This is a genomic window from Nocardioides sp. Leaf285 (genome assembly GCF_001422955.1).
Classification (GTDB): domain Bacteria; phylum Actinomycetota; class Actinomycetes; order Propionibacteriales; family Nocardioidaceae; genus Nocardioides; species Nocardioides kribbensis.
In genome coordinates, this window is sequence record NZ_LMNH01000003.1 from 823025 (window position 1) to 845610 (window position 22586).

Genomic DNA, 22586 nt, shown 5'->3' on the forward strand with positions numbered 1-22586 from the left:
CCCGGGGCTGGGCTATGGTGGTCGCCTCATGACGCGACAGCTGCTCCTCCTCCTTCGCTGCCGCAGCGAGGTCTGAGCCAGAGCCGGACCCCCTCGCTGCGGAGTGCACCAGTGCGCGCCGGCCGCCCACGGCCCCACCCAGCGAGGACCTGACCATGAGCAGCACCCGGATCGACCTGAGCAACACCCACAACGCCCAGCGCCCCAGCGGCATGCCGGTGCACCGCTACGAGGCGTTCCAGCCCGTCGACCTGCCCGACCGCACCTGGCCCACCCGCAAGATCACCCACGCCCCGCGGTGGCTCTCGACCGACCTGCGCGACGGCAACCAGGCGCTGATCGACCCGATGACCCCGGCGCGCAAGTTGGAGATGTTCGACCTGCTGGTGCGCATGGGCTACAAGGAGATCGAGGTCGGCTTCCCGTCGGCGAGCCAGACCGACTTCGACTTCGTGCGCCAGCTGGTGGAGGGCGACCGCATCCCCGACGACGTCCGCATCTCGGTGCTGACCCAGGCCAGGGAGGACCTCATCGAGCGCACCGTGGAGTCGCTGGTGGGCGCCGACCGCGCCACCGTGCACCTCTACAACGCCACCGCCCCGCTGTTCCGTCGCGTCGTGTTCGGGGTGACGCCGCAGGAGTGCACCAGCATCGCGGTGCGCGGCACCGAGCTGGTGATGAAGTACGCCGAGCAGCACCTGGGCCGGGCCATCGAGGAGTTCGGCTACCAGTACTCCCCGGAGATCTTCACCCAGTCCGAGACCGACTTCGCCCTGTCGGTGTGCGAGGCGGTCTCCGACGTGTGGCAGCCCGAGCCGGGCCGCGAGATCATCCTCAACCTGCCGGCGACCGTCGAGATGTCGACGCCCAACACCTACGCCGACCAGATCGAGTACTTCTCGCGCGGCCTGACCCGGCGCGAGGTGAGCGCCATCTCGCTGCACCCGCACAACGACCGGGGCACGGCGGTGGCGGCCACCGAGCTGGCGCTGATGGCCGGTGCCGACCGCGTCGAGGGCTGTCTCTTCGGCCACGGCGAGCGCACCGGCAACGTGTGCCTGGTGACCCTGGGGATGAACCTCTTCAGCCAGGGCATCGATCCCCAGATCGACTTCGCCGTCGGCGGCGGCATCGACGAGGTGCGCCGCACGGTGGAGTACTGCACCCAGCTGCCGGTGCACCCGCGCCACCCCTACGCCGGCGACCTCGTCTACACCGCCTTCTCCGGGTCGCACCAGGACGCCATCAAGAAGGGCCTGGAGGACCTCGACCGCCAGGCCGCCGAGCAGGGCCACCCCGTCGGGGAGATCCGCTGGGAGGCGCCCTACCTGCCCATCGACCCCAAGGACGTCGGTCGCACCTACGAGGCCGTGATCCGGGTCAACAGCCAGTCCGGCAAGGGCGGGGTGGCCTACGTGCTCAAGGCCGAGCACAAGCTCGACCTGCCCCGCCGCGCGCAGATCGAGTTCAGCCGCGTGGTCCAGGAGCGCACCGACGCCGAGGGCGGCGAGATCACGCCCGACGAGATCTGGGCGGTCTTCCGCGCGGAGTACCTCGACCGGGAGGCCCCGCTGCGCCTCGACGCGGTGCACACCAGCTCCGCGGCCGGGGAGAAGGACGCCCTCGACGTGAACGTCTTCGTCGACGGGCAGGCCCAGTCGCTGCACGGCACCGGCAACGGCCCGCTCTCGGCCTTCTGCGACGCCATCAACGCGCTCCCGCAGGACTGGGACGTGCGGATCCTCGACTACGCCGAGCACGCGCTGACCGCCGGTGGCGACTCGCTGGCCGCGGCGTACGTCGAGTGCTCGGTGCGCGACCGCATCTACTGGGGCGTCGGCGTGGACGCCAACATCGTCACGGCCTCCCTGCAGGCCGTGGTGAGCGCCGTCAACCGCGCCGGCTGAGTCAGGCCGGCCGAGTCAGGCCGGCACCGGCCGGTGGCCCGGGTCGCCCACGGGGCGGTTCGGGCCACCGCTGTGCAGGAGCGGCAGCCGCACCGTGAAGGTGGCACCCTCCAGGTGGGCCGAGCGGACCCGGATCCGACCACCGTGGGCCTCGACGATCGCGGCCACGATGGCCAGGCCCAGCCCGGTGCCCTGGATCGCCTCGGTGTGGGCGGTGGAGCTGCGGAAGAAGCGCTTGAAGAGGTCCTCCTGCTCGTCGAGCGGGATCCCGAGACCGGTGTCGGTGACGCTGAGCACCGCCTCGTCGCCCTCCTGGCAGAGCCGGGCGCGCACGACGCCGCCGTCCTCGGTGAACTTCATCGCGTTGCTGACGAGGTTGACCATCACGCGCTCGAGCTGCGGACGGTCGCCCAGCACGTGCAGCGGGCCCGTCGGGGTCTCGAAGGTGACCGTGAGGTCGCGCCCGGCCAGCAGCGGCTGCACGGAGTCCTCGACCAGGCCCAGGCAGGCGGCCAGGTCGACCTCCTCGCTGCGCCAGGTCACGTCGTCGCTGTCGAGGCCGCTGAGCATGAGCAGGTCGTTGCACAGGGCGATGAGGCGCTCGCCGTTGCGCGCGATGGTCTCGAAGAGGCGCAGCTGCTCGGGCAGCGGCTCGACGACGGAGCCGTCCTGCAGCATCTCGGTGAAGCCGACGATGCTGGTGATGGGGGTGCGCAGCTCGTGCGACACCGTGGAGACGAACTCGGTCTTGGCCTCGTCGAGGGCGCGCAGCCGCTCGACGGCCGTGCGCTCCTTGTCGAGCGCCGCGGCCAGCATGTCCTGGCTGCGGCGCTGCTGCGTGACGTCGCGCCCCACGCAGAGGTAGCCGACGCCGGTCGACAGCGAGGGGTCGGTCGCGCTCAGGGTCACCGAGATCACCCGGGGGCTGCCGTCGCCCCCGACGAAGGTCCACTCGCGGGCGCGGGTCTCCCCGTCACCGGCCTCCGCCACCAGGGCGGCGAAGGCGGCCCGCAGGTCGGTGGTGCCGGTGCGGGCCAGCAGCTGCTCGCGGTCGAGCAGGTCCACGAAGCGGCGACCGACCACCTCGTGGGGCTGGTGGCCCAGCAGCTGCACGGCGCCGGTGTTGACCACCTCGATGCAGCCCTCGGGGCTCAGGCCCAGCAGTGCGGTGCCGATCGGGGCCCGCATGAGGTGGCTGACCAGCCCCGCACTGGCGCGCTCGGTGGTGACGTCGATGCCGGTCATCACCCCGAAGGCCGGGAAGCCGTGCTCGTCGCGCACGACGTTGCTGCTCCACACGATGCGGCGCCGCTCGCCGCTGCGGGTCAGGGCCTCGCCCTCGCGCACCACCGGGGCGCCGGAGCGGTTGGGCCACACGAAGAGGGCGTCGAGGTCGCCGCTGTCGGGAGCCAGGCCGGTCTCCCCGACGAGGCGGCCGAGCAGCTCGGTCTCGCCGTAGCCGGTGGCCCGCGTGGTGGCCGCGTTGACGCGCACCACGCGGCCGCTGAGGTCGGTGACCAGGATGAGCGCGTCGGTGGTGTCGAGGGTGGCGCTGGTGAGCTTCTGCGCGGCCTCGAGCTGGCGCCGGGCGCTGTGCTCGCGGGAGACGTCGAGCAGCTGGGCGGAGTAGACCAGCCCCCCGTCGAGCTCGCGGTCGATCACCCCCAGGGCGACGTCGACCCGCGCTCCCTCGCGACCGGTCACCCCCACGGTGGACTGCCAGCTGCGGATGCGCCCGGTGCTCAGCCCCACGACGAGGTCGGGCAACGACTGGGGGGTGACCAGCAGCCCGCCCAGGTCACGACCGAGCAGGCTCTCGCGGCCCGCGCCGAGCACGGCCGCGGCGGCGTCGTTGATGTCGACGACGACCAGGTCGGCGCCCTCGGCGCGCAGCAGCACCTGGCCGAGCAGCGACTCGGTGAAGTTGCGCCGGAAGAGCAGGCCGTCGGAGCGGATCCGCTCGAGGAGGTCGGCGCGCTGGGCGACGACGATGGCCAGGGGCAGGGTGATGAGCACGGCGCAGACGAGGTAGCCCTGGGTGAGCGTCGCCGCGGCGAGGCCACCGAGGGCGGCCGCGTCGGCGGCGTTGCCGAGCGGCCCCCACCCGAGGTCGGTGACGTAGGTCGTCAGCACCGCGAAGCCGGCCAGCTCCACGGTGACCGTGCGGAGGTCGAAGCGCAGGCCGGCCCAGGCCAGCAGCACGAAGGGCACGAAGGCCAGCGGCAGCGACTGGGCGGGGGAGAAGACGACCAGCGTGGCGACCAGCAGCGCCGCCACGTGCACCGCCAGCTCCTCGCTGCGCCCCCGCGGACGGCGACGCGTCGTCGCCGCGAGCGCGATCGGGGCGATCACGAGGGTCGAGGCGGCGTGGGCGGCGAGCACCGAGACCGCGGCCTCGCCCGGGGAGCCGCCCGGCACCAGCGTGGCCACCGTGAGGGCGGCACCCGCCGCCACCGTGGCCCCGCCGGCCAGGGCGGCGAGCACCAGCCGCACGAAGTCGTCGGCCCCCGCGAGCCCGGGGGTCCCGCCCGCCCGGCCCCGTCCCAGGCGCAGCACGAGGCCCGCGACGAGGGCCTCGGCGGCGTTGGCGGCGCCGAAGGCGGTGGCGACGTCGAGTGGACGGCCCCCGGTCACGTTGGCGGCCGCGGTCACCACCACGAGCGCGGCCACCGTCAGCGGCACGGCCAGTCGGCCTGGACGTGCGCAGGCGACCAGCACGACCGCGATGCCGGCGGCCGGCCACCACGCCGCCACCGGGCGGTCGGCGGGGGCGAGCTCGACCGCCCCGACGGCTGCGGCGTAGGTCGCCACGAGCAGCAGGACCGACGCCCTCAGGGTCAGGGGTCGACCGCCGTGCTCGCTCATGGCGGGCATTCTTCCCGGTGCCGGAGCCGCTCGCAGTACATTCGCGCCATGTTGGTCTCCGAGCGGATCGGTCAGTTCTTCCTCGAGGGCGAGTCGGGCCGCGACCGCATCGAGTACACCGAGTACGGCGGCGGCGACTCGTGGGTCGTGCTGATCCACGGCCAGCTCATGCCCCGGCGCATGCAGCAGCCGCTGGCGCGCGCGCTTGCCGCCGAGGGCCTCCACGTCGTCACCGTCGACCTGCTCGGCCACGGCCGCTCCGACCGGCCCGCCGACCCGCTGGCCTACTCCATGACCGCCTTCGCCGAGCAGGTCGTGGCGCTGCTCGACCACCTCGGCGCGCCGCAGGCGGTCGTCGGAGGCACGTCGCTGGGGGCCAACGTCTCGCTCGAGGTGGCGGTGGAGGCCCCCGACCGGGTGCGCGGCCTGATCCTCGAGATGCCCGTGCTCGACAACGCCGTCGAGGCAGGCATCCTGGCCTTCGCCCCGGTGCTCTTCGCCGCCCGCTTCCTGCCCTTCACCGTCAACGGGGTCCGGCGACTGACCCGCCCCGTGCCGCGCGGCCTGGTGCCCTTCTGGGTCGGGATCGTGCTCGACACCCTCGACCAGCGAGCCGACAGCGTCGCCGCCGTGGTGCACGGGCTGTTCTTCGGCCGCGTGGCGCCCTCCTCCCGCCAGCGGCGCGCCATCCAGGCGCCGGCGCTCGTGGTGGGCCACCCCGCCGACCCGATCCACCCGGCGGCCGATGCGGCGATGCTGGCCGAGGAGATGCCCCACGCCACCTTCGTGCGGGCCCGCAGCATCCTGGAGTGGCGGGTCGCCCCCGCTCGGCTCGACCGGGCGGCGGCCGACTTCGCGACCGCCTGCTGGCGCAGCCCCCGCGCCTCGCGCCGCACCCGCCCGCGTCCGGGCGCCTGAGCGCCGGGCGACCCCGGGGCGGGCACAATGGGGGGCGTGCCCCTCTACCGCGACGAGGCGATCGTCCTGCGCACCCACAAGCTGGGGGAGGCCGACCGCATCATCACCCTGCTGACCCGCCACCACGGCCGGGTCCGCGCGGTGGCGAAGGGCGTGCGGCGCACCACCTCCAAGTTCGGCTCGCGGCTGGAGCCCTTCACCCACGTCGACCTCCAGCTCGCCGAGGGGCGCAACCTCGACACGATCACCCAGGCCGAGACCCTCGACCCCTTCGCCGCGGGTGTGGGGCTGGACTACGAGCGCTACACCGCCGGCACCGTCATGCTCGAGACCGCCGAGCGGCTGGCCACCGAGGAGCGCGAGCCCTCGCTGCAGCAGTTCCTGCTGCTCGTGGGCGGGCTGCGGGCGATGGTCTCGGGCGACCGGGGGCCCGGGCAGGTGCTCGACTCCTACCTGCTGCGCTCGCTGTCGGTGGCCGGCTACGCCCCGTCCTTCCACCACTGCGCCCGCTGCGGCGTCGAGGGCCCGCACCGCTGGTTCAACCACGCGATGGGCGGGGTGCTCTGCGCGACCTGCCGGGTGCCCGGGTCGGCCAGCCCCGCGCCGGCCACGCTCGAGCTGCTCGGCTCGCTGCTGGCCGGTGACTGGCCGGCCGTCGCCGCCGCCGACGCCCGCACCCGCAAGGAGGCCAGCGGCCTGGTCGCGGCGTACCTGCACTGGCACCTCGAGCGCGGGCTGCGCTCGATGGAGCACGTCGAGCGGTGAGCCGCGACCGGTGTCCGGGCCCGCGGGTCCTAGGGTCTGCTGCGTGAAGCGCGACGTCCGTCCCCCGACCCCGCACCCCTCGGGCGCCCGGCCCCCCGCCGTGCCCCGCGAGCTGGTGCCCCGCCACGTCGCGGTGGTCATGGACGGCAACGGGCGCTGGGCCAAGGAGCGCGGCCTGCCTCGCACCAAGGGCCACGAGGCGGGGGAGTCCTCGCTCTTCGACGTGGTCGAGGGCGCGATCGAGATGGGCGTCAAGGCGGTGTCGGCCTACGCCTTCTCCACCGAGAACTGGTCACGCTCGCCCGACGAGGTGAAGTTCCTGATGGGCTTCAACCGCGACGTGATCCGCCGCCGGCGCGACGAGATGCACGAGCTGGGCGTGCGCGTGCGGTGGGCCGGTCGCACCCCGCGGCTGTGGCGCTCGGTGGTCAAGGAGCTGCAGGTCGCCGAGGAGCTGACCCGCGACAACGACGTGCTGACGCTGACCATGTGCGTCAACTACGGCGGACGCGCGGAGCTGGCCGACACCGCCCGCTCCATCGCCCGTGAGGTCGCCGCAGGACGCCTCGACCCCGAGCGGATCACCGAGAAGACCTTCGCCCGCCACCTCTACGTGCCCGAGCTCTCCGACGCCGACCTGGTGTGGCGCACCTCCGGGGAGCAGCGGCTGTCCAACTTCATGCTCTGGCAGGCCGCCTACGCCGAGATGGTCTTCACCGACGTGCTGTGGCCCGACGTCGACCGCCGCGCCCTGTGGCGGGCCATCGAGATCTACGCCTCGCGCGACCGCAGGTACGGCGGGGCGCTCCCGAACCCGACCGAGGGGTAGCGCGGGCTCACGGCGACGACAGCCGCGCCCGCACCACACGGGCGGCCTCGGCTACGACCTCCTCGACCGGCGGGGCGACGTCGACCACGGCGCCCTGCTCGTCGGCGTCGAGCGGCTCCAGGGTCTCCAGCTGGCTGTCGAGCAGCGAGGTGGGCATGAAGTGCCGCTCACGGCGCGCCATCCGCTCCCGCAGCACCGCCGGGTCGGTGTGGAGGTGCACGAAGAACACGTCGGGCGCGCCGGCGCGCAGCCGGTCGCGGTAGGACCGCTTGAGCGCGGAGCAGGTCACCACGCCGGGCCGACCGGCCTCGACGTCGCTGCGCAGGGCCACGGCGATGCGGTCCAGCCACGGCTCGCGGTCGGTGTCGGTCAGGGGCTCACCGGCCTCCATCTTGGCGATGTTGGCCTCGGGGTGGAGGTCGTCGCCCTCCACCATCGGCCAGCCCAGGTCGTCGGCGAGACCGCGGGCCACGGTCGACTTCCCCGTCGCCGAGACACCCATGACGACGACCTGGAGCGGGGTGCGCGGCGCCTCGACGGGCGCGGGGTCTAGCGGCAGGCCGGACACGTGCCGAAGATCTCCAGGGTGTGGCTGACCTCGCCGTAGCCGTGCTCGGCGGCGATCGCGCTGGTCCAGCGCTCGACGGCGGGGCCCTCCACCTCGACGGTGCGTCCGCAGGAGCGGCACACCAGGTGGTGGTGGTGGGTGGTCGAGCAGGCGCGGTAGATGGCCTCGCCGTCCTCGCTGCGCAGCATGTCGATCTCGCCGGCGTCGGCCAGGCGCTGCAGCGTGCGGTAGACGGTGGCCAGGCCGACCGCCTCGCCGCGGTTGCGCAGCAGCTCGTGAATCTCCTGCGCGGAGCGGAAGTCCTCGAAGGAGGCCATCGCCTCGCTCACGGCACGACGCTGGCGGGTCGGGCGCAGCGCGGGCCTCGCAGCGGGCTCCTGGGCGGGCTCCTGGGCGGGCTCCTGGGCGGTCTGCTGGTCGGCGCGGTCCGTCGTCGGCGGCTCAGTGCTCGTCATGGGGCTCAGTGCTCGTCATAGTGCCTCCCGTGCGGCGCGTGGCGGTGTCCGTCGTGAACGTAGTCGACGTGGTCGCCGTGGGGCACGGCGACGTGCCCGCAGTCGGGCCCGTGGTCGTGGTCGGCGTGCTCCTCGTCGTGGCGGTGGTCGGCGGGTCCGGGCACGACCTCGGGGCACAGGGGCGCGACCGCGCCGTCGGGGGCGTCGGGGTCCACCGGGAAGGGCGCCCGCAGCTGCTCGCGGTGGCGCAGCCACACCCCCACCGGCCAGGTGGCCACGAAGCCGGCCAGGGCGAGCAGCACGATGGTCGGCCCGGGGGAGACCGAGGTGCCGGCCGGCACCAGCGCCGAGACGACCAGCCCGCCCAGCGACGCGACGGTGCCGAGGGCCATGGCCGCGACCAGGGTGGTGCGGAAGGAGCGGGTGAGCTGCTGGGAGGTGGCCACCGGCACCACCATGAGCGCCGAGACGAGCAGCAGGCCGACCGTGCGCATGGCCACCGTGACGCTCACCGCGGCCATCACCGCCACCAGCAGGTTGTAGGCCCGGACGTTGAGGCCCGCCACGCGGGCGAACTCCTGGTCCTGGGCCACCGCGAAGAGCTGCGGGGAGAGACCGACACCGAGGAGCACGACGACGGCGGCCAGCACCATCGTCGTGACCACGTCGGCCACGGAGATCGTGGTGATCGAGCCGAAGAGGAAGGTCTGGAGCCGCGAGGCGCTCTGGCCGCCGAGCCCGGTCAGCAGCACCCCGCCCGCGAGGCCGCCGTAGAAGAGCAGCGCGAGTGCGACGTCGCCGTTGGTGTGGCCGCGCTCGCGGATCACCTCGATCAGCACCGCGCCGAGCACCGCGACCACCACGGCCGTCCAGGTCGGGGACGTGCCGGTGAGCAGGCCGAGGGCGACGCCGGTGACGGCGACGTGGCCGAGGCCGTCGCCCATGAGGGCCAGGCGCCGCTGCACCAGGTAGGTGCCGACGACCGGGGCGGCGAGCCCGACGAAGACCGCGGCGATGAGGGCTCGCTGCATGAAGGGCAGTGAGAACAGCTCGAGGGTGCTCATCGGTGGTGCTCCTCCGGGTGGGTCCCGAGCGGTGAGGCGACGTGGGGCGCGTGGTCGTGACGGGCGCGGTCGCGGTGCGTGGCGTGGTGGTGGGAGTGGGCCTCGCCCAGCCAGGGCTGGTGCACCTCGTGGTCGGCCAGGGGGGTGCCGTCGTAGACGACGCGCCCGTCGCGCATCACCACCGCCCGGTCGACCAGGGGGGCCAGCGGGCCCAGCTCGTGGGCGACGAGCACGACGGTGGCGCCGCGCTCCTTCAGGCGCGCCAGCGACGCGGCGAGGGCGTGCTGGTTGGGCAGGTCGACCCCGGCCGTGGGCTCGTCGAGGAAGAACAGTTCCGGCTCACCGGCCAGCGCCCGCGCGATGAGCACGCGCTGCTGCTGGCCGCCGGAGAGCTGCGAGACGCCGTCACGCGCCCGGTCGGCCAGGCCGACCACCTCGAGCGCGTCGGCGATGGCGCGGCGGTCGGCGCGCCCGAGCGGGCGCAGCAGGCGGCGGTGGGTGAGCCGCCCGGAGGCCACCACCTCCCACACCGACGCCGGCACGCCCGAGGCGGCGCCGGTGCGCTGCGGCACGAAGCCGACGCGGCGCCACTCGTCGAAGTGCTCCAACGGGTGGCCGAAGAGCTCCAGGCTGCCCGTGGTCAGCGGTCGCAGGCCGGTCAGCGCCCGCACGAGGGTGGACTTGCCCGAGCCGTTGGCGCCCATGAGCGCCACGAAGTCGCCGCGCGACACCGTCAGGTCGATGCCGCGCAGCACCGGGCGACCGGCGATGGCCACGGCACCGTCGACGAGTCGCACCACGGCCTCGAGCCCGGGGCCGACCGTGTGGTCGGCCCCGGGCTCGGGCGCTGGCGTCGGTGCGGCCGGGACGGCGGGGGTCACCGGCACCCGTTGGCGGTCCGGAGGGCCGCGAGGTTCTCACGCATCAGGGAAAGGTAGTCCTCGTCGGCGGTCTCGTCACTCAGGCCCTCCACCGGGTCGAGCACCGCGGTCTCGATGCCCTTGTCGCGGGCCAGCGACTCGCTGAGGGCGGGCGAGACCAGGCGCTCGGAGAAGACCGTGGTGATGCCGTCCTCGTCGATGATCTGCTGCAGGCGGGCCAGGTCGGCCGGGGTGGGCTCGGCGTCGGGGGAGAGCCCGGCGATGGGCTCGACCTCGATGCCGTACTTGCCGAGGTAGCCGAAGGCGTCGTGGGACACCACGATGGTCGAGCGCTCGCAGTCGGCCAAGCCCTCGGACAGCTCGCCGTCGAGGGTCTCGAGGTCCTCGCGCAGGGTCGCGGCGTTGGCGGTGTAGGTCTCCGCGCCGTCGGGGTCGATCTCGGCGAGCTGCTCGGCGACGGCGTCGCCGAGCTCGGCCAGCCGCGCCGGGTCGAGCCAGAAGTGGGGGTCGAGGTCGCCGTGGTCGTGCTCCTCCTCCGAGTGCTCCTCCTCCGCGTGCTCCTCCTCGGAGTGGGAGTCGTCCGCGTGCTCCTCCTCGGCGTGCTCGTCGGCGAAGGGCTCGAGACCGACCACCTCGGCGGCGTCGAGCGTGGCGCCCTCGGCGTTCTGCTCGACGGCGGCGTCCACGGCCGGCTGGAAGTCGGCCTCGTAGACGACCAGGTCGGCGCCGGCGACCTCGGCGGTCTGGCCGACGCTCAGCTCGAGGTCGTGGGGCTCGCCGCCCGGCTTCGTGAGGTTGGCGACCTCGGTGCGGTCGCCGGCCACGCGCTGGGCGACGAACTGCAGCGGGTAGAAGGCTGCGGCGACCGTGACGTCGCCGTCGTCGGAGGCGGTGCCCGTGTCGTCGGAGAAGGCGGCGCACGAGCTCAGCGCGAGGGCGGCGACGCCGGCGACCGCGGGGGAGAGCAGCCGCTGTCGGACGGGGCGGGTGGCTCGGGTGGCACGCGAAGTCATGAGAACGATTCTCGACCCACTGAGAACGATTGTCAAAATCGCCGGCTGGCCCCGGGCTGGCCCCGGGCTGGCCCCGGGCTGACCTAGGGCTGACCTAGGGTCGGGGTGTGATCGTCGTCAACCGCTTCCGCGTCGCCCCCGAGGAGCAGGGCTCGTTCCGCATCGCGCTCGAGACCGCCCGCGACGCCCTCGCGGCGCGACCCGGCCACGTCGGCGCGACGATCGGCCGCAACGTCGACGACCCCGGGCTGTGGGTGCTGACCACGCGGTGGGAGAACGTCGGCGCCTACCGCCGGGCGCTGTCGTCGTACGACGTGAAGCTGCACGCCGTGCCGGTGCTCTACCGCGCCCTCGACGAGCCGAGCGCCTACGAGGTCGTCGAGCCCGGGACCGACCTCAATGTCGAGCGGACCCGATCGCTAGGCTGAGCGCTTCGTCCAGGACCGGCAGCCAGCCGGTCCGTGAGAGCAGGAGCACCCGTGGCCAAGCCGCCCCCGTCCACCGTCGACAACGTCGTCTCCCTCGCCAAGCGGAGGGGTTTCGTCTACCCCTGCGGGGAGATCTACGGCGGCACCCGGTCGGCGTGGGACTACGGCCCGCTGGGCGTGGAGCTCAAGGACAACATCAAGCGCCAGTGGTGGAAGTCCATGGTGCAGATGCGCGACGACATGGTCGGCCTCGACTCCAGCGTGATCCTGCCCCGCCAGACCTGGGAGGCCAGCGGGCACGTCGACACCTTCAGCGACCCGCTGACCGAGTGCCAGTCGTGCCACAAGCGCTACCGCGCCGACCACCTCCAGGAGCAGTACGCCGAGAAGAAGGGCATCGACGACCCCGACACGGTCGACATCGCCACCCTGGCCTGCCCCAACTGCGGCACCCGCGGCGCCTGGACCGAGCCGCGCCAGTTCTCCGGGCTGCTCAAGACCTACCTCGGCGTCATCGAGGACGAGTCGGGCCTGCACTACCTGCGCCCCGAGACCGCCCAGGGCATCTTCCTCAACTTCGCCAACGTCGTGACCAGCCAGCGCATGAAGCCGCCCTTCGGCATCGCCCAGATCGGCAAGAGCTTCCGCAACGAGATCACCCCCGGCAACTTCATCTTCCGCACCCGCGAGTTCGAGCAGATGGAGATGGAGTTCTTCGTCAAGCCCGGCGAGGACGAGGAGTGGCACCAGTACTGGATCGACGCCCGCACGCAGTGGTACGTCGACCTGGGCATCGACCCCGACAACCTGCGCCACTACGAGCACGCGCAGGAGAAGCTGAGCCACTACTCCAAGCGCACCGTCGACATCGAGTACCGCTTCCGCTTCGCGGGCTCGGAGTGGGGCGAGCTCGAGGGCATCGCCAACCGCACCGACTTCGACCTCTCCACCCACGCCAAGCACTCGGGCCAGGACCTGTCGTACTTCGACCAGGCCGCCGGCGAGCGGTACACGCCCTACGTCATCGAGCCCGCGGCCGGGCTCTCGCGCAGCCTGATGACCTTCCTGGTCGACGCCTACGTCGAGGACGAGGCCCCCAACACCAAGGGCGGCGTCGACAAGCGCACGGTGCTGCGCCTCGACCCGCGCCTGGCGCCGGTCAAGGTGGCCGTGCTGCCGCTGAGCCGCAACGCCGACCTCTCGCCCAAGGCCAAGGACCTGGCCACGGAGCTGCGCCGCAACTGGAACGTCGACTTCGACGACTCCGGCGCCATCGGCCGCCGCTACCGCCGCCAGGACGAGATCGGCACGCCCTACTGCGTGACCGTCGACTTCGACACCCTCGAGGACGGCGCGGTCACCGTGCGCGAGCGCGACTCGATGTCGCAGGAGCGCATCAGCCTCGACGGCATCACGGCCTACTTCGCCCAGCGTTTCGTCGGTTGCTGAGCCGCCCGCTGTGCACAATGACCCGATGACCGCTCGACCGCCGCTCCGCCGCCCCCGCCTGGCCGCCCTCGCGGTCCTGCCCGTGCTCGCCCTGGCCGCCGCCGGGTGCAGCGGGACCGACGAGGCGGCGGGGCCGTCGGAGGCGTCCGGCGCCGCCTCCGCCAGCACCAGCGCCTCGGCGGGTGCCTCGGCCCCGGCCGAGGGTGAGCCCTACCTGCCCGTGCCCGACGACGTCGAGCTGACCGGGCAGGGCTCGGCGCTCTCGCTGGGCGACGAGGCCGTCGTGGCCTACGAGCCCGACCAGAAGAGCGTCGGGGTCCTCGACATCACCGTCGAGAAGGTCCAGCGGACGACGTTCGAGAAGTCCTTCCAGGGCTGGGAGCTGACCAAGCAGGTCCGCGCGGCCACGCCCTACTTCGTGCAGGCCACCGTGGCCAACGTCGGCGACAGCGACCTCGGCGGACGCCGGGTGCCGCTCTACGCCGTCGACGACGCCGACGTGCTCGTCGAGTCCTCGTCGTTCGTCAGCACCTTCACGCCCTGCCCCAGCACGCCGCTGCCCAAGAAGTTCCGCAACGGCGACGAGGAGAAGGTCTGCCTGGTCTACCTCGTGCCCGACGGCGGCTCGCTGGAGGCGGTGAGCTTCCGGCCCACCGAGGACTTCAACCCGATCACGTGGTCGGGGCCCGTCACCACCGTCGGCAAGGGCTCCGACGGCGGCGGCCAGGGCGGCCAGGGCGGCCAGGGCGGCGGGGGCCAGGGCGGCAACGGCGGCGCGGGCGGCGGCCAGGGCGGCAACGGCTGATTTGGGGCGCCCGGCGGGCGCGGCGGACAATGGACCGGTGACGATGACCGCCCAGCCGACCCGCCCCCACCCGGGGCTGACCCTCGGGTCGCTGCGGGTCGACACCCCGGTGGTGCTCGCGCCCATGGCCGGCATTACCAACGCCGCCTACCGCCGCCTGTGCGCCGAGCAGGGCGCCGGGCTCTACGTCTGCGAGATGATCACCAGCCGCGGCCTGGTCGAGGGCGACCAGCACACCCGCGACATGCTCGTCTTCGACGAGCTGGAGACCACGCGCTCGGTGCAGCTCTACGGCACCGACCCGGTCTACGTCGGGCGGGCCGCCGAGATCCTCTGCGCCGACTACGGCGTGGCCCACATCGACCTCAACTTCGGCTGCCCCGTGCCGAAGGTGACCCGCAAGGGCGGCGGCGGCGCCCTGCCCTGGAAGCGGGGCCTGCTCGCGCAGATCCTCGAGCAGGCGGTGCGGGCCGCGTCGGCGTACGACGTGCCCGTGACGATGAAGACCCGCAAGGGCATCGACGAGGAGCACCTCACCTACCTCGACGCCGGCCGGATCGCGCAGGAGTCCGGCTGCGCCGCGATCGCCCTGCACGGGCGCACCGTGGCGCAGGCCTACTCGGGGCAGGCCGACTGGGACGCCATCGGCGAGCTCGTGGCCCACGTCGACCTGCCGGTGCTCGGCAACGGCGACATCTGGGAGGCCGGCGACGCGCTGCGCATGGTCGAGCACACCGGCGCCGCCGGCGTGGTCGTGGGGCGGGGCTGCCTGGGCCGTCCGTGGCTCTTCCGCGACCTGGCCGCGGCCTTCGCCGGCGACGTGCCGGCGGAGGGCTTCCGTGCGACGCTGCCGCGCCTGGGCGAGGTGCGCGACGTCATGCGCCGCCACGCCGAGCTGCTGTGCCAGCACATGGGCGAGGAGCGCGGCTGCAAGGAGTTCCGCAAGCACGTGTCGTGGTACCTCAAGGGCTTCCCGGCCGGTGGCGACCTGCGGCGGGCGCTGGCCCTGGTGGAGACCCTCGTGGGGCTCGACCGCCTGCTCGCCGAGCTCGACCCCGACGCGCCGTTCCCGGTGGCCGAGCTCGGCACGCCCCGGGGGCGCCAGGGCTCGCCGCGGGCCCGGGTGGTGCTGCCGGAGGGCTGGCTCGACGACGCCGACGGGGCCGGGTGCGCGGTCGCCGAGGACGCCGACGCGGGCTCCGGCGGCTGATCTGGCGGCCCGCCCGCGTCGCGTCGAGGCGGTCGGGGTCGGCACGGTCGTGACCGGTGACACGTCAGTTTTTACCCGCGACGGTTGGTCGCCTGCTGTCCGTCTGTGCTTCACTCGACAACTCCGCCGCCCTGCCGACCGCAGGACGGCGTCGTCATGCCGGGCGACCGCCCGGCAGGAGCCAGCAACAGCAAAGGATCAGCGCTGTGGCAGATCATCGCCACAAGCGGGACGCCAATGCCCGCAGCACCACCCGACGTCCGCGTCCCCGCGCCGCCCTCGTCGCCGGACCCGTCGCCCTCCTCGCCACCTCCGCGGTCGTCGCCCTCGGCGTCGCCACCGCCGACCCCGGCACGGCGCCGCTGCAGCAGGCCGGCACCTCCGACCTCGCCGAGGCGGTCCAGCCCACCGACGTCGCCGCCCTCCAGGCCTTCGCCGAGGGCCGCGGTCTGTCCCGCGACGCCGACCGCACGGCGGCCTACCGCGTCGAGCGGGGCCTGACGCTCTCCAAGCCCACCGCGGCCGAGCGGATGATGACGCCCGCCGCCGTCCGCGCCGCGGTGGCCGGCGCCGACCAGCCCCGGTGGAGCACCGCCCCCCTCAACCTGTGGACCGGTCCCACCGGCGAGGCCGACCAGACCGGTGTGCTCGACGAGGGGAAGAAGGTCCTCGTGACCGGGCGCGCCCTGGGCGACCGGGTCGAGATCGTCGTCAAGGGGTCGGCCCGCTGGGTCACCGCCGGCTACCTCTCCGAGGACAAGCCGGTGGCCGAGGAGGCCAGCGACGTCGCCTCCGCCCGCAGCGTCGGCTCCGCCACCTGCACCAACGGCACGTCGGTGCCGAGCGGGGTCAGCCCCAACATCGCCGCGATCCACGAGGCGGTGTGCGCGGCCTTCCCGACGATCACCACCTACGGCACCTTCCGCAGCGACGGCGAGCACGCCCAGGGCATCGCGATCGACATCATGGTGTCGGGAGACCTCGGCTACCAGGTGCGCGACTTCGTCCAGGCCAACTACCAGGAGCTGGGCGTCAACTACATCATCTACTCCCAGCAGATCTGGTCGGTCGACCGCGCCTCCGAGGGGTGGCGGGCGATGGAGGACCGTGGCTCGGTCACGGCCAACCACTACGACCACGTCCACGTCACGACCTACTGAGCGCCGCTAGAGTCGGGCCGGTGCCCCGGCTCCTCGACTCCGACGACCTGCTCGAGCGCTACGACGCGTCGGCGCGCGAGCGGGTGGTGGCCGAGCCGCCGAAGCGGGTCGACGCCCCCGAGCGGACCCCCTTCGAGCGCGACCGCGCCCGGGTGGTCCACGCCGCGGCGTCGCGCCGGTTGGCGGCGAAGACCCAGGTGGTGGGTCCCGAGACCGACGACTTCGTGCGCAACCGGCTCACCCACTCCCTCGAGGTGGCCCAGGTGGCCCGTGACCTGTCACGCGCCCTGGGCTGCCACCCCGACATCGCCGAGACCGCGGCGCTGGCCCACGACCTGGGTCACCCGCCCTTCGGTCACAACGGCGAGCGGGTGCTGGCCGACCTCGCCGCCGAGTGCGGCGGCTTCGAGGGCAACGCCCAGACCCTGCGGCTGCTGACCCGGCTGGAGGCGAAGTCGGCCGACGCCGAGGGGCGCTCGGTGGGCCTCAACCTCACCCGGGCCACGCTCGACGCCTGCACCAAGTACCCGTGGGCGCGCGGGGCCGGGCCGGGGGGAGCCGCCGACCCGAAGTTCGGGGTCTACGCCGACGACGCGCCGGTCTTCGCCTGGCTGCGCGCCGGTGTCGACGGTCCGCGCCGCTGCGTGGAGGCGCAGGTGATGGACCTCGCCGACGACGTGGCCTACAGCGTGCACGACGTGGAGGACGGCATCGTGGTCGGGCGCATCGAGCTCACCGCGCTCGACACCGCGGCGGTGTGGCAGACGGTGCGCGAGTGGTACCTCCCCGAGGCCGACGACGACGAGCTCGACGACGTGCTCGCGGGGCTGGTCGCGCAGGCGAGCTGGCCCAGCGCGCCGTACGACGCGAGCCGGAGGTCGCTGGCGGCGCTGAAGAACCTCACCAGCGACCTGATCGGCCGCTTCTGCGGCGCGGTGCAGGCGGCGACCTTCGCCTCCGGGCCGGGCGCCCTCGTGCGCCACGGCGGCGACCTGGTGCTGCCCGGGCGGACCCTGCTGGAGATCGCGGTGCTCAAGGGCGTGGCCGCGCACTACGTGATGCAGACCGACGACCGGCTCGCCGTCATGGCGCGCCAGCGCGAGGTGATGGCCGAGCTGGTGGCGCTGGTGGCCCACCGCGGTCCCGACGCCCTGGAGCGGGCCTTCGCCGACGACTGGGCGGCGGCGCCCGACGACGCGGCCCGGCTGCGGGTGGTCGTCGACCAGGTCGCCTCGCTCACCGACGCCAGCGCCGTGGGCTGGCACCGCCGGCTCCTGGGTCGTGGCTAGGGTCGGTGCCGTGAGCGAACCCCTCGTCTGGCTGCCCTTCGACGTCTCCGAGCTGGGCGAGGCCCCGGCCGGGCTGCGCTACGAGCGGGTCGACCCGACCCGCGAGGTGCCCGACACCGTCGGCGACGTGCGGTTCTACGTGCCGCCCTACCAGCTGGGCTCGGGCATCGTGGAGGTCATGGAGCGCATGTCCTCCCTCGAGGTCGTGCAGCTGCTCACCGCCGGGGTCGACGCCGTGCGCGGCCGCGTGCCCGACGGGGTCACGCTGTGCAACGGGCGCGGCATCCACGACACCTCGACCGCCGAGCTCGCGCTGACCCTCACGCTGGCCTCGCTGCGCGGAGTGCCCGACTTCGTGCGCGCCCAGGAGCGGCGCGAGTGGGCGGCCGGCTGGCGCCCGTCGCTGGCCGACAAGCGGGTGCTGCTGGTGGGTCACGGCGCCATCGGCCGGGCCATCGAGGCCCGCCTCCTGCCCTTCGAGTGCGAGGTGGTGCGGGTGGCCCGCGCGGCGCGCGAGGAGCCCGAGGGCCACGTCCACGGCTTCGAGGAGCTGCCCGACCTCGTGCCCGACGTCGACGTCGTGGTCCTCGTCGTGCCGTTGACCGAGGAGACCCGCGGCCTGGTCGACGCCGACCTCCTGGCCCGCATGAAGGACGGCGCGCTGCTGGTCAACGTCGCGCGGGGCGCGGTGGTCGACACCGACGCGCTGCTCGCCGAGCTGGCCTCGGGGCGGCTGCGCGCGGCCAGCGACGTCTTCGAGGACGAGCCGGTGCCCTCCGACAGCCCGCTGTGGGCGACCCCGGGCCTGCTGATGACCCCGCACGTCGGTGGGGCGAGTAGCGCGATGTGGCCCCGGGCCCACCGCCTGGTGCGCGAGCAGCTGCAGCGCTTCGCCGCCGGCGAGGAGCTGGTGAACGTGATGTCGGGGGAGTACTGACCCGGCCGTAGGATCGACCCGTGGTGGGCCGGATCCGAGACGACAGCATCGCCGAGGTGCGTGAGAAGGCCCGGATCGACGACGTCGTGTCGCAGTACGTCACGCTGCGCAACGCCGGCGGCGGCTCGCAGAAGGGCCTGTGCCCCTTCCACGACGAGAAGTCGCCCTCCTTCCACGTCACCCCGGCGCGCAACTTCTTCCACTGCTTCGGCTGCCAGGAGGGCGGCGACGTCATCACGTTCGTGATGAAGATCGACGGCCTGGGCTTCGGGGAGGCCGTCGAGCGGCTGGCCGACAAGTACGGCGTGCAGCTGCGCCGCGAGGAGGGCGACGAGCGCGACAACCGTCCGCGTGGCCCGTCCCGCACCCGCCTGGTGGAGGCCCACCGCGAGGCGCAGGAGTTCTACGCCGAGCAGCTGGCCACCCCCGAGGCGCTGGTCGCCCGTCAGTTCCTCGCCGAGCGCGGCTTCGACCAGGCCGCCGCCGAGCAGTTCGGCATCGGCTTCTCCCCGCGGGGGGGCGACGACCTCTTCAAGCACCTGCGCGCCAAGGCCTTCAGCCAGGAGGAGCTGGTCACCGGCGGCCTGGTGGCCGTAGGCCGGTCGGCCTACGACCGCTTCCGGGGCCGGCTGATGTGGCCGATCCGCGACGCCAGCGGCGACACCATCGGCTTCGGCGCGCGGCGCATCCTCGACGACGACCGCATCGACGCCAAGTACCTCAACACCTCCGAGACCCCGATCTACAAGAAGAGCCAGGTGCTCTACGGCATCGACCTGGCCCGTCGCGAGATCGCGCGGTCCTCCCAGGCGGTGATCGTCGAGGGCTACACCGACGTCATGGCCTGCCACCTGGCCGGGGTCGGCACGGCGGTGGCGACCTGCGGCACCGCCTTCGGCGAGGACCACTCGCGGATCCTGCGGCGCTTCCTCGACGACCACGAGGAGTTCCGCGGCGAGGTGATCTTCACCTTCGACGGCGACGCGGCCGGGCAGAAGGCCGCCCTGCGGGCCTTCTCCGGCGACCAGAACTTCGTCTCGCAGACCTACGTCGCGGTCGAGCCCTCGGGCAAGGACCCGTGCGACCTGCGGGTCGCCGACGGCGACGCCGCCGTGCGCGAGCTGGTCGCGCGACGGGTGCCGCTCTACCGCTTCGTGCTGAGCAACGTGGTCGGCAAGTACGACCTCGACCGCGCCGACGGCCGCATCGACGCCCTGCGCGAGGGTGCCCGGCTGGTCTCGAGCGTGCGCGACAAGTCGAAGGTCGACGCCTTCGCCCGCGAGCTGTCGCAGATGATCGGCGTCGACCCCGACGAGGCGCGCGCCGAGGTGCGCCGCGCCGCCAACCGTCCCGCCGCGGCAGCGGGCGGGCGGGGGCAGGACCGCCGGGCCGACCGGTCCCCGGCCGCCGCCGACAGCGCGCCCGCGGCGCCCCGGCGCCAGGTGCCCGACCTGCGCGACCCCCGCTTCACCCTGGAGCGCGAGACGCTCAAGCTCGTCGTGCAGCACCCGATGGCGATCGGCCGCACCACCGCCGACATCGGCGCCAACGACTTCACCCACCCGACCTACCGCGCGGTGTGGGAGCTGGTGGAGAAGGCCGGTGGCACCGCCACGGGCGCCGGCGACCCGGCCTGGGCCGCCCGGCTGCGCGACGCGGCGAGCGACCCGGAGGTCTCCTCGGCGGTCTCCGCGCTCGGCGTCGAGCCGCTGCTCACCGAGAAGGAGCCCGACGCGGCCTACGTCGGCCACCACGTCTTCCGCCTCCTCGAGCTCACGACGATGCGCCGCATCGCCGAGGTCAAGTCGCGGCTGCAGCGCACCAACCCGGTAGAGGACGTTGAGGCCTACAACCGGATGTTCGGCGAGCTGGCCGCCCTCGAGCAGCACCGTCGGGCCCTGCGCGACCGGGTGATGGGCGCGTGAGCCTCGCCGGGGCGCTGCGCGGAGCGTTCCGCCCGTGGTGGCGCACCCGCGCCGACGGTCCCCGGCCCGACCTCCAGGTGGGCCGCGGCGAGCGGCTGCTGGCCTGGGCCCGCACCGACGACGGCCGCGACGTCGGTGGCACCCGCGACGCGCTCTACGTCTCCGTCGACGGCTCCCGCTCCGCGCGGCTGCGCTGGGAGCGGGTGGACGCGGCCGACTGGGACGCCGAGACCTCCACGCTGGCCGTGACCGAGGCCGACGACGCGGGTCGCACCGGCGCGCGCGTCGTGCACCGCTTCTGCCTCGACGACGGCGCCCGTCTGCTGGAGCTGGTGCGCGAGCGGGTCACCGCGAGCGTGCTGCTGCAGCGCCACGTGCCCCTCGCCGGTCGTCGCGGGGTGCGGGTCGTGGCCCGTCGTGCTCCCGGTGGCGGCTCCGAGGTCACCTGGGTCTTCCAGTACGACGAGGGCGTGGATCCCACCGATCCCGTCGTGCAGGCCGCGGCGGCCGAGGCGCTGGCCTCGGCGCGCGACGCCGTCGGGCTGGGCTGAGCGGGCCGCTCCGCACGGTCCGCCGGGTCGGGGGAGGCCGATTTCACCTCGCCGACCACGCTTGCTAATGTGTGCGCGCTGCACCGATCCCCTGTAGCTCAACTGGCAGAGCATTCGACTGTTAATCGGAGGGTTGTTGGTTCGAGTCCAACCGGGGGAGCAGAGAGAAGGCCCCGGCCCGCTGATGCGGGCCGGGGCCTTCTGCGTCGCCTGACGACCGGAGCGCGGAGCCCCGCTGCTGCTGTCGTCAGCCGGGCCGGCCACCCGGGTCGATCCGGTCGCTGGCCTCGGGGGCGGCCGGCGGGGTGGGCCGGGTGGGCGGAGCGGGAGCGTCGGCGCCGGGCTGCTCGTCGTGCGGCGGGGCCGGCGGGGCCGGGGGAGCAGGCGGCGTCGGGTGCTGGCCGCCACGGGGAGTCGGGACAGCCCGCGGGTCCTCGTCGGGCGCGCCGGGCTCGGTGGACGGGCCCGACGTGCCCGGGACCTCGCAGAGCGGACCTCCGGGGGTCGGCACGGCGCCGGGCGCGGGGGCGGTGTCGGGCGCCGGGGCCGTGCCCGGTCGGGGCGTGGTCGCCGGCGGCGCACCGGCCCCGGGATCCTGCGGCGGGGTCGCCGTGCCGGTGCCGGGGGCGTCGGTGCTGGTGCCGGCGTCGGCGCCGGTGGCGCCGGGGGTGACCGCGGGTATGGCGGCGCTCGCGGTGTCGGCGTCACCGTCTCCGCCGCCCGAGCCGGAGCCCCCGGCGAGGGCCGGCACCCCCAGGCCCAGCACGAGGCCGGCGACGGCGCCGGCGGCCAGTCCGGCGAGGAGACGGGGGCGGCGGGGCCGCGGCGGGCCGGCGACGTCCGCGGCGCGAGCAGCGGAGACCTCCTCGCGACCCGGTGCAGGGGGCGGCGCGGTGGGGTGGCTCGCGGCCGACCAGGCGCCGACGCTCAGTGGCCGGGTGTCGTCGTGCGGGTCCGCGGCGCTCCGGTCGCGCCGGTCGGGGTCGCGGGGGTCGTGCGGGCGGGGCTGGTCGGCGTGGGTCATGGGGTGCTCCTTCGGTGTCGCGGCCGTGGTCGGCCGTCGGTGCAGGGATCGGGGACGGGTCGGGACAGGTCGGGACGGGTCAGGGGGGCCGGTCGGTCAGGGGCGTGGGCCGGGTGCGTCGTCGCGGTCGCCCGCGGGGCCGGGCCCACCGCCGGTCAGCTCGTGCAGCTCGTGCAGCTCGGCGAGGGCACGGTCGGGCGCGGGCAGGGCCGCGGCGAACGCGCTGCGGTCGACGGCCCGGGCGACGCGGGGCGGCCCCAGGTGCTCAGGACCGAGGTGACGACCCACGCGACGGCGAGGGCGGCGAGCCCCGCGCCGACGGCGGACAGCAGCGTCGGGACGAGTCCGCGACCGGTGCGCAGGGCGCCGACCACGGCGAGCAGGACGGCGAGGGCGACCAGCAGGTCGACCAGGCCCAGGGAGGACGGGACCGGGACGGAGAGGTGTGGCACGGGTACTCCTGGGGTCGAGGACGGCCGGACGCGCCGGGCCGGTGGGCCGGGCGGTCGGGGCCCCTGGTGGGGGCCGCCGGGGTCGACTCTG

General features: G+C 74.2%; 21 protein-coding genes and 1 tRNA gene. 14 read left to right on the plus strand and 8 right to left on the minus strand.

Translation table 11 applies throughout. The features are described from left to right. The first annotated feature begins 155 nt into the window (after positions 1–155). Positions 156–1907 (plus strand): 2-isopropylmalate synthase, encoded by a 1752-nt coding sequence (leuA, locus tag ASF47_RS12180; RefSeq protein WP_056864219.1) that lies wholly within the window; start codon positions 156–158, stop codon positions 1905–1907. A gap of 15 nt (positions 1908–1922) precedes the next feature. On the opposite strand, the gene ASF47_RS12185 is transcribed toward leuA, so the two are convergent. After that, positions 1923–4772, minus strand: coding sequence for an ATP-binding protein (locus ASF47_RS12185; RefSeq protein WP_162242276.1), 2850 nt, complete (start codon positions 4770–4772; stop codon positions 1923–1925). Between the two features lie 48 nt (positions 4773–4820). On the opposite strand from ASF47_RS12185, the gene ASF47_RS12190 reads away from it, so the two are divergent. The 3 genes from ASF47_RS12190 to ASF47_RS12200 are packed head-to-tail and all read left to right on the plus strand — an operon-like array spanning position 4821 to position 7284. Continuing rightward, positions 4821–5690 carry an alpha/beta fold hydrolase gene (locus ASF47_RS12190; protein ID WP_056864221.1) on the plus strand — a complete coding sequence of 290 codons (870 nt, stop codon included), beginning with the start codon at positions 4821–4823 and terminating at the stop codon, positions 5688–5690. A gap of 36 nt (positions 5691–5726) precedes the next feature. Beyond that, entirely contained in the window at positions 5727–6455 is a 729-nt protein-coding gene (recO, locus tag ASF47_RS12195; protein ID WP_056864632.1) for a DNA repair protein RecO, read from the plus strand. 43 nt (positions 6456–6498) lie between these two features. Next, positions 6499–7284, plus strand: coding sequence for an isoprenyl transferase (locus ASF47_RS12200; protein ID WP_056864222.1), 786 nt, complete (start codon positions 6499–6501; stop codon positions 7282–7284). Positions 7285–7291: 7 nt separating this feature from the next. Here ASF47_RS12200 and ASF47_RS12205 read toward each other — a convergent pair whose 3' ends face one another. Genes ASF47_RS12205 through ASF47_RS12225 form a run of 5 tightly spaced genes read right to left on the minus strand, consistent with a single transcriptional unit; the run spans position 7292 to position 11265 of the window. Then, positions 7292–7852: a gluconokinase gene (locus ASF47_RS12205; protein ID WP_235558730.1), complete on the minus strand. Its 561-nt coding sequence runs from the start codon at positions 7850–7852 to the stop codon at positions 7292–7294. Then, positions 7834–8307, minus strand: coding sequence for a Fur family transcriptional regulator (locus tag ASF47_RS12210; protein WP_082500246.1), 474 nt, complete (start codon positions 8305–8307; stop codon positions 7834–7836). The genes ASF47_RS12205 and ASF47_RS12210 overlap by 19 nt, the downstream gene beginning before the upstream one ends. Before the next feature lie 5 nt (positions 8308–8312). After that, positions 8313–9371: a metal ABC transporter permease gene (locus ASF47_RS12215; protein ID WP_056864223.1), complete on the minus strand. Its 1059-nt coding sequence runs from the start codon at positions 9369–9371 to the stop codon at positions 8313–8315. Then, the gene (locus ASF47_RS12220) at positions 9368–10252 is read right to left on the minus strand and encodes a metal ABC transporter ATP-binding protein (RefSeq protein ID WP_056864635.1); all 885 of its coding nucleotides are present in this window, start codon (positions 10250–10252) and stop codon (positions 9368–9370) included. The genes ASF47_RS12215 and ASF47_RS12220 overlap by 4 nt, the downstream gene beginning before the upstream one ends. Then, positions 10249–11265, minus strand: coding sequence for a metal ABC transporter substrate-binding protein (locus ASF47_RS12225; RefSeq protein ID WP_056864224.1), 1017 nt, complete (start codon positions 11263–11265; stop codon positions 10249–10251). Before ASF47_RS12225 ends, ASF47_RS12220 begins: the two co-directional genes overlap by 4 nt. 107 nt (positions 11266–11372) lie before the next feature. Between ASF47_RS12225 and ASF47_RS12230 the strand changes: the two genes are divergently transcribed. The 10 genes from ASF47_RS12230 (at position 11373) to ASF47_RS12275 (ending at position 21179) form a co-directional block, all read left to right on the plus strand. Then, positions 11373–11693, plus strand: a complete 321-nt coding sequence (locus tag ASF47_RS12230; RefSeq protein WP_056864225.1) for an antibiotic biosynthesis monooxygenase family protein — start codon at positions 11373–11375, stop codon at positions 11691–11693. A 51-nt stretch (positions 11694–11744) separates the two neighbouring features. Beyond that, the gene (locus tag ASF47_RS12235) at positions 11745–13142 is read left to right on the plus strand and encodes a glycine--tRNA ligase (RefSeq protein WP_056864226.1); all 1398 of its coding nucleotides are present in this window, start codon (positions 11745–11747) and stop codon (positions 13140–13142) included. A gap of 25 nt (positions 13143–13167) precedes the next feature. Then, positions 13168–13947, plus strand: coding sequence for a hypothetical protein (locus ASF47_RS12240; RefSeq protein ID WP_056864227.1), 780 nt, complete (start codon positions 13168–13170; stop codon positions 13945–13947). 43 nt (positions 13948–13990) lie between these two features. Then, the gene (dusB, locus tag ASF47_RS12245; protein WP_056864636.1) at positions 13991–15157 is read left to right on the plus strand and encodes a tRNA dihydrouridine synthase DusB; all 1167 of its coding nucleotides are present in this window, start codon (positions 13991–13993) and stop codon (positions 15155–15157) included. Between the two features lie 206 nt (positions 15158–15363). Beyond that, a complete protein-coding gene (locus ASF47_RS12250) occupies positions 15364–16317 on the plus strand; it encodes a hypothetical protein (protein WP_056864228.1) in 954 nt (317 codons plus the stop codon). Positions 16318–16337: 20 nt separating this feature from the next. Continuing rightward, positions 16338–17606 (plus strand): deoxyguanosinetriphosphate triphosphohydrolase, encoded by a 1269-nt coding sequence (locus tag ASF47_RS12255; RefSeq protein ID WP_235558731.1) that lies wholly within the window; start codon positions 16338–16340, stop codon positions 17604–17606. Between the two features lie 10 nt (positions 17607–17616). Next, positions 17617–18543, plus strand: coding sequence for a 2-hydroxyacid dehydrogenase (locus ASF47_RS12260; RefSeq protein ID WP_056864229.1), 927 nt, complete (start codon positions 17617–17619; stop codon positions 18541–18543). Positions 18544–18563: 20 nt separating this feature from the next. Continuing rightward, positions 18564–20468, plus strand: a complete 1905-nt coding sequence (gene dnaG, locus ASF47_RS12265) for a DNA primase (protein WP_056864230.1) — start codon at positions 18564–18566, stop codon at positions 20466–20468. Beyond that, positions 20465–21019, plus strand: coding sequence for a hypothetical protein (locus tag ASF47_RS12270; RefSeq protein WP_056864231.1), 555 nt, complete (start codon positions 20465–20467; stop codon positions 21017–21019). The genes dnaG and ASF47_RS12270 overlap by 4 nt, the downstream gene beginning before the upstream one ends. 87 nt (positions 21020–21106) lie before the next feature. Further along, positions 21107–21179, plus strand: a tRNA-Asn gene (locus ASF47_RS12275). An 87-nt stretch (positions 21180–21266) separates the two neighbouring features. On the opposite strand, the gene ASF47_RS12280 is transcribed toward ASF47_RS12275, so the two are convergent. Next, complete coding sequence (locus ASF47_RS12280) at positions 21267–22043, minus strand: hypothetical protein (protein ID WP_056864232.1); 777 nt, start codon at positions 22041–22043, stop codon at positions 21267–21269. A gap of 155 nt (positions 22044–22198) precedes the next feature. Further along, positions 22199–22495: a hypothetical protein gene (locus ASF47_RS21130; RefSeq protein ID WP_056864233.1), complete on the minus strand. Its 297-nt coding sequence runs from the start codon at positions 22493–22495 to the stop codon at positions 22199–22201. Positions 22496–22586: the final 91 nt, after the last annotated feature.

Excerpts from the sequence above, each read along its gene's own strand:
- ASF47_RS12210 (WP_082500246.1), bottom strand. The coding sequence starts at position 8,307 with ATGACGAGCACTGAGCCGCCGACGACGGACCGCGCCGACCAGCAGACC.
- ASF47_RS12225 (WP_056864224.1), bottom strand. The coding sequence starts at position 11,265 with ATGACTTCGCGTGCCACCCGAGCCACCCGCCCCGTCCGACAGCGGCTG.
- ASF47_RS12190 (WP_056864221.1), top strand. The coding sequence starts at position 4,821 with ATGTTGGTCTCCGAGCGGATCGGTCAGTTCTTCCTCGAGGGCGAGTCG.
- ASF47_RS12240 (WP_056864227.1), top strand. The coding sequence starts at position 13,168 with ATGACCGCTCGACCGCCGCTCCGCCGCCCCCGCCTGGCCGCCCTCGCG.
- ASF47_RS12280 (WP_056864232.1), bottom strand. The coding sequence starts at position 22,043 with ATGACCCACGCCGACCAGCCCCGCCCGCACGACCCCCGCGACCCCGAC.
- leuA (WP_056864219.1), top strand. The coding sequence starts at position 156 with ATGAGCAGCACCCGGATCGACCTGAGCAACACCCACAACGCCCAGCGC.
- ASF47_RS12215 (WP_056864223.1), bottom strand. The coding sequence starts at position 9,371 with ATGAGCACCCTCGAGCTGTTCTCACTGCCCTTCATGCAGCGAGCCCTC.
- dusB (WP_056864636.1), top strand. The coding sequence starts at position 13,991 with ATGACCGCCCAGCCGACCCGCCCCCACCCGGGGCTGACCCTCGGGTCG.
- ASF47_RS12185 (WP_162242276.1), bottom strand. The coding sequence starts at position 4,772 with ATGAGCGAGCACGGCGGTCGACCCCTGACCCTGAGGGCGTCGGTCCTG.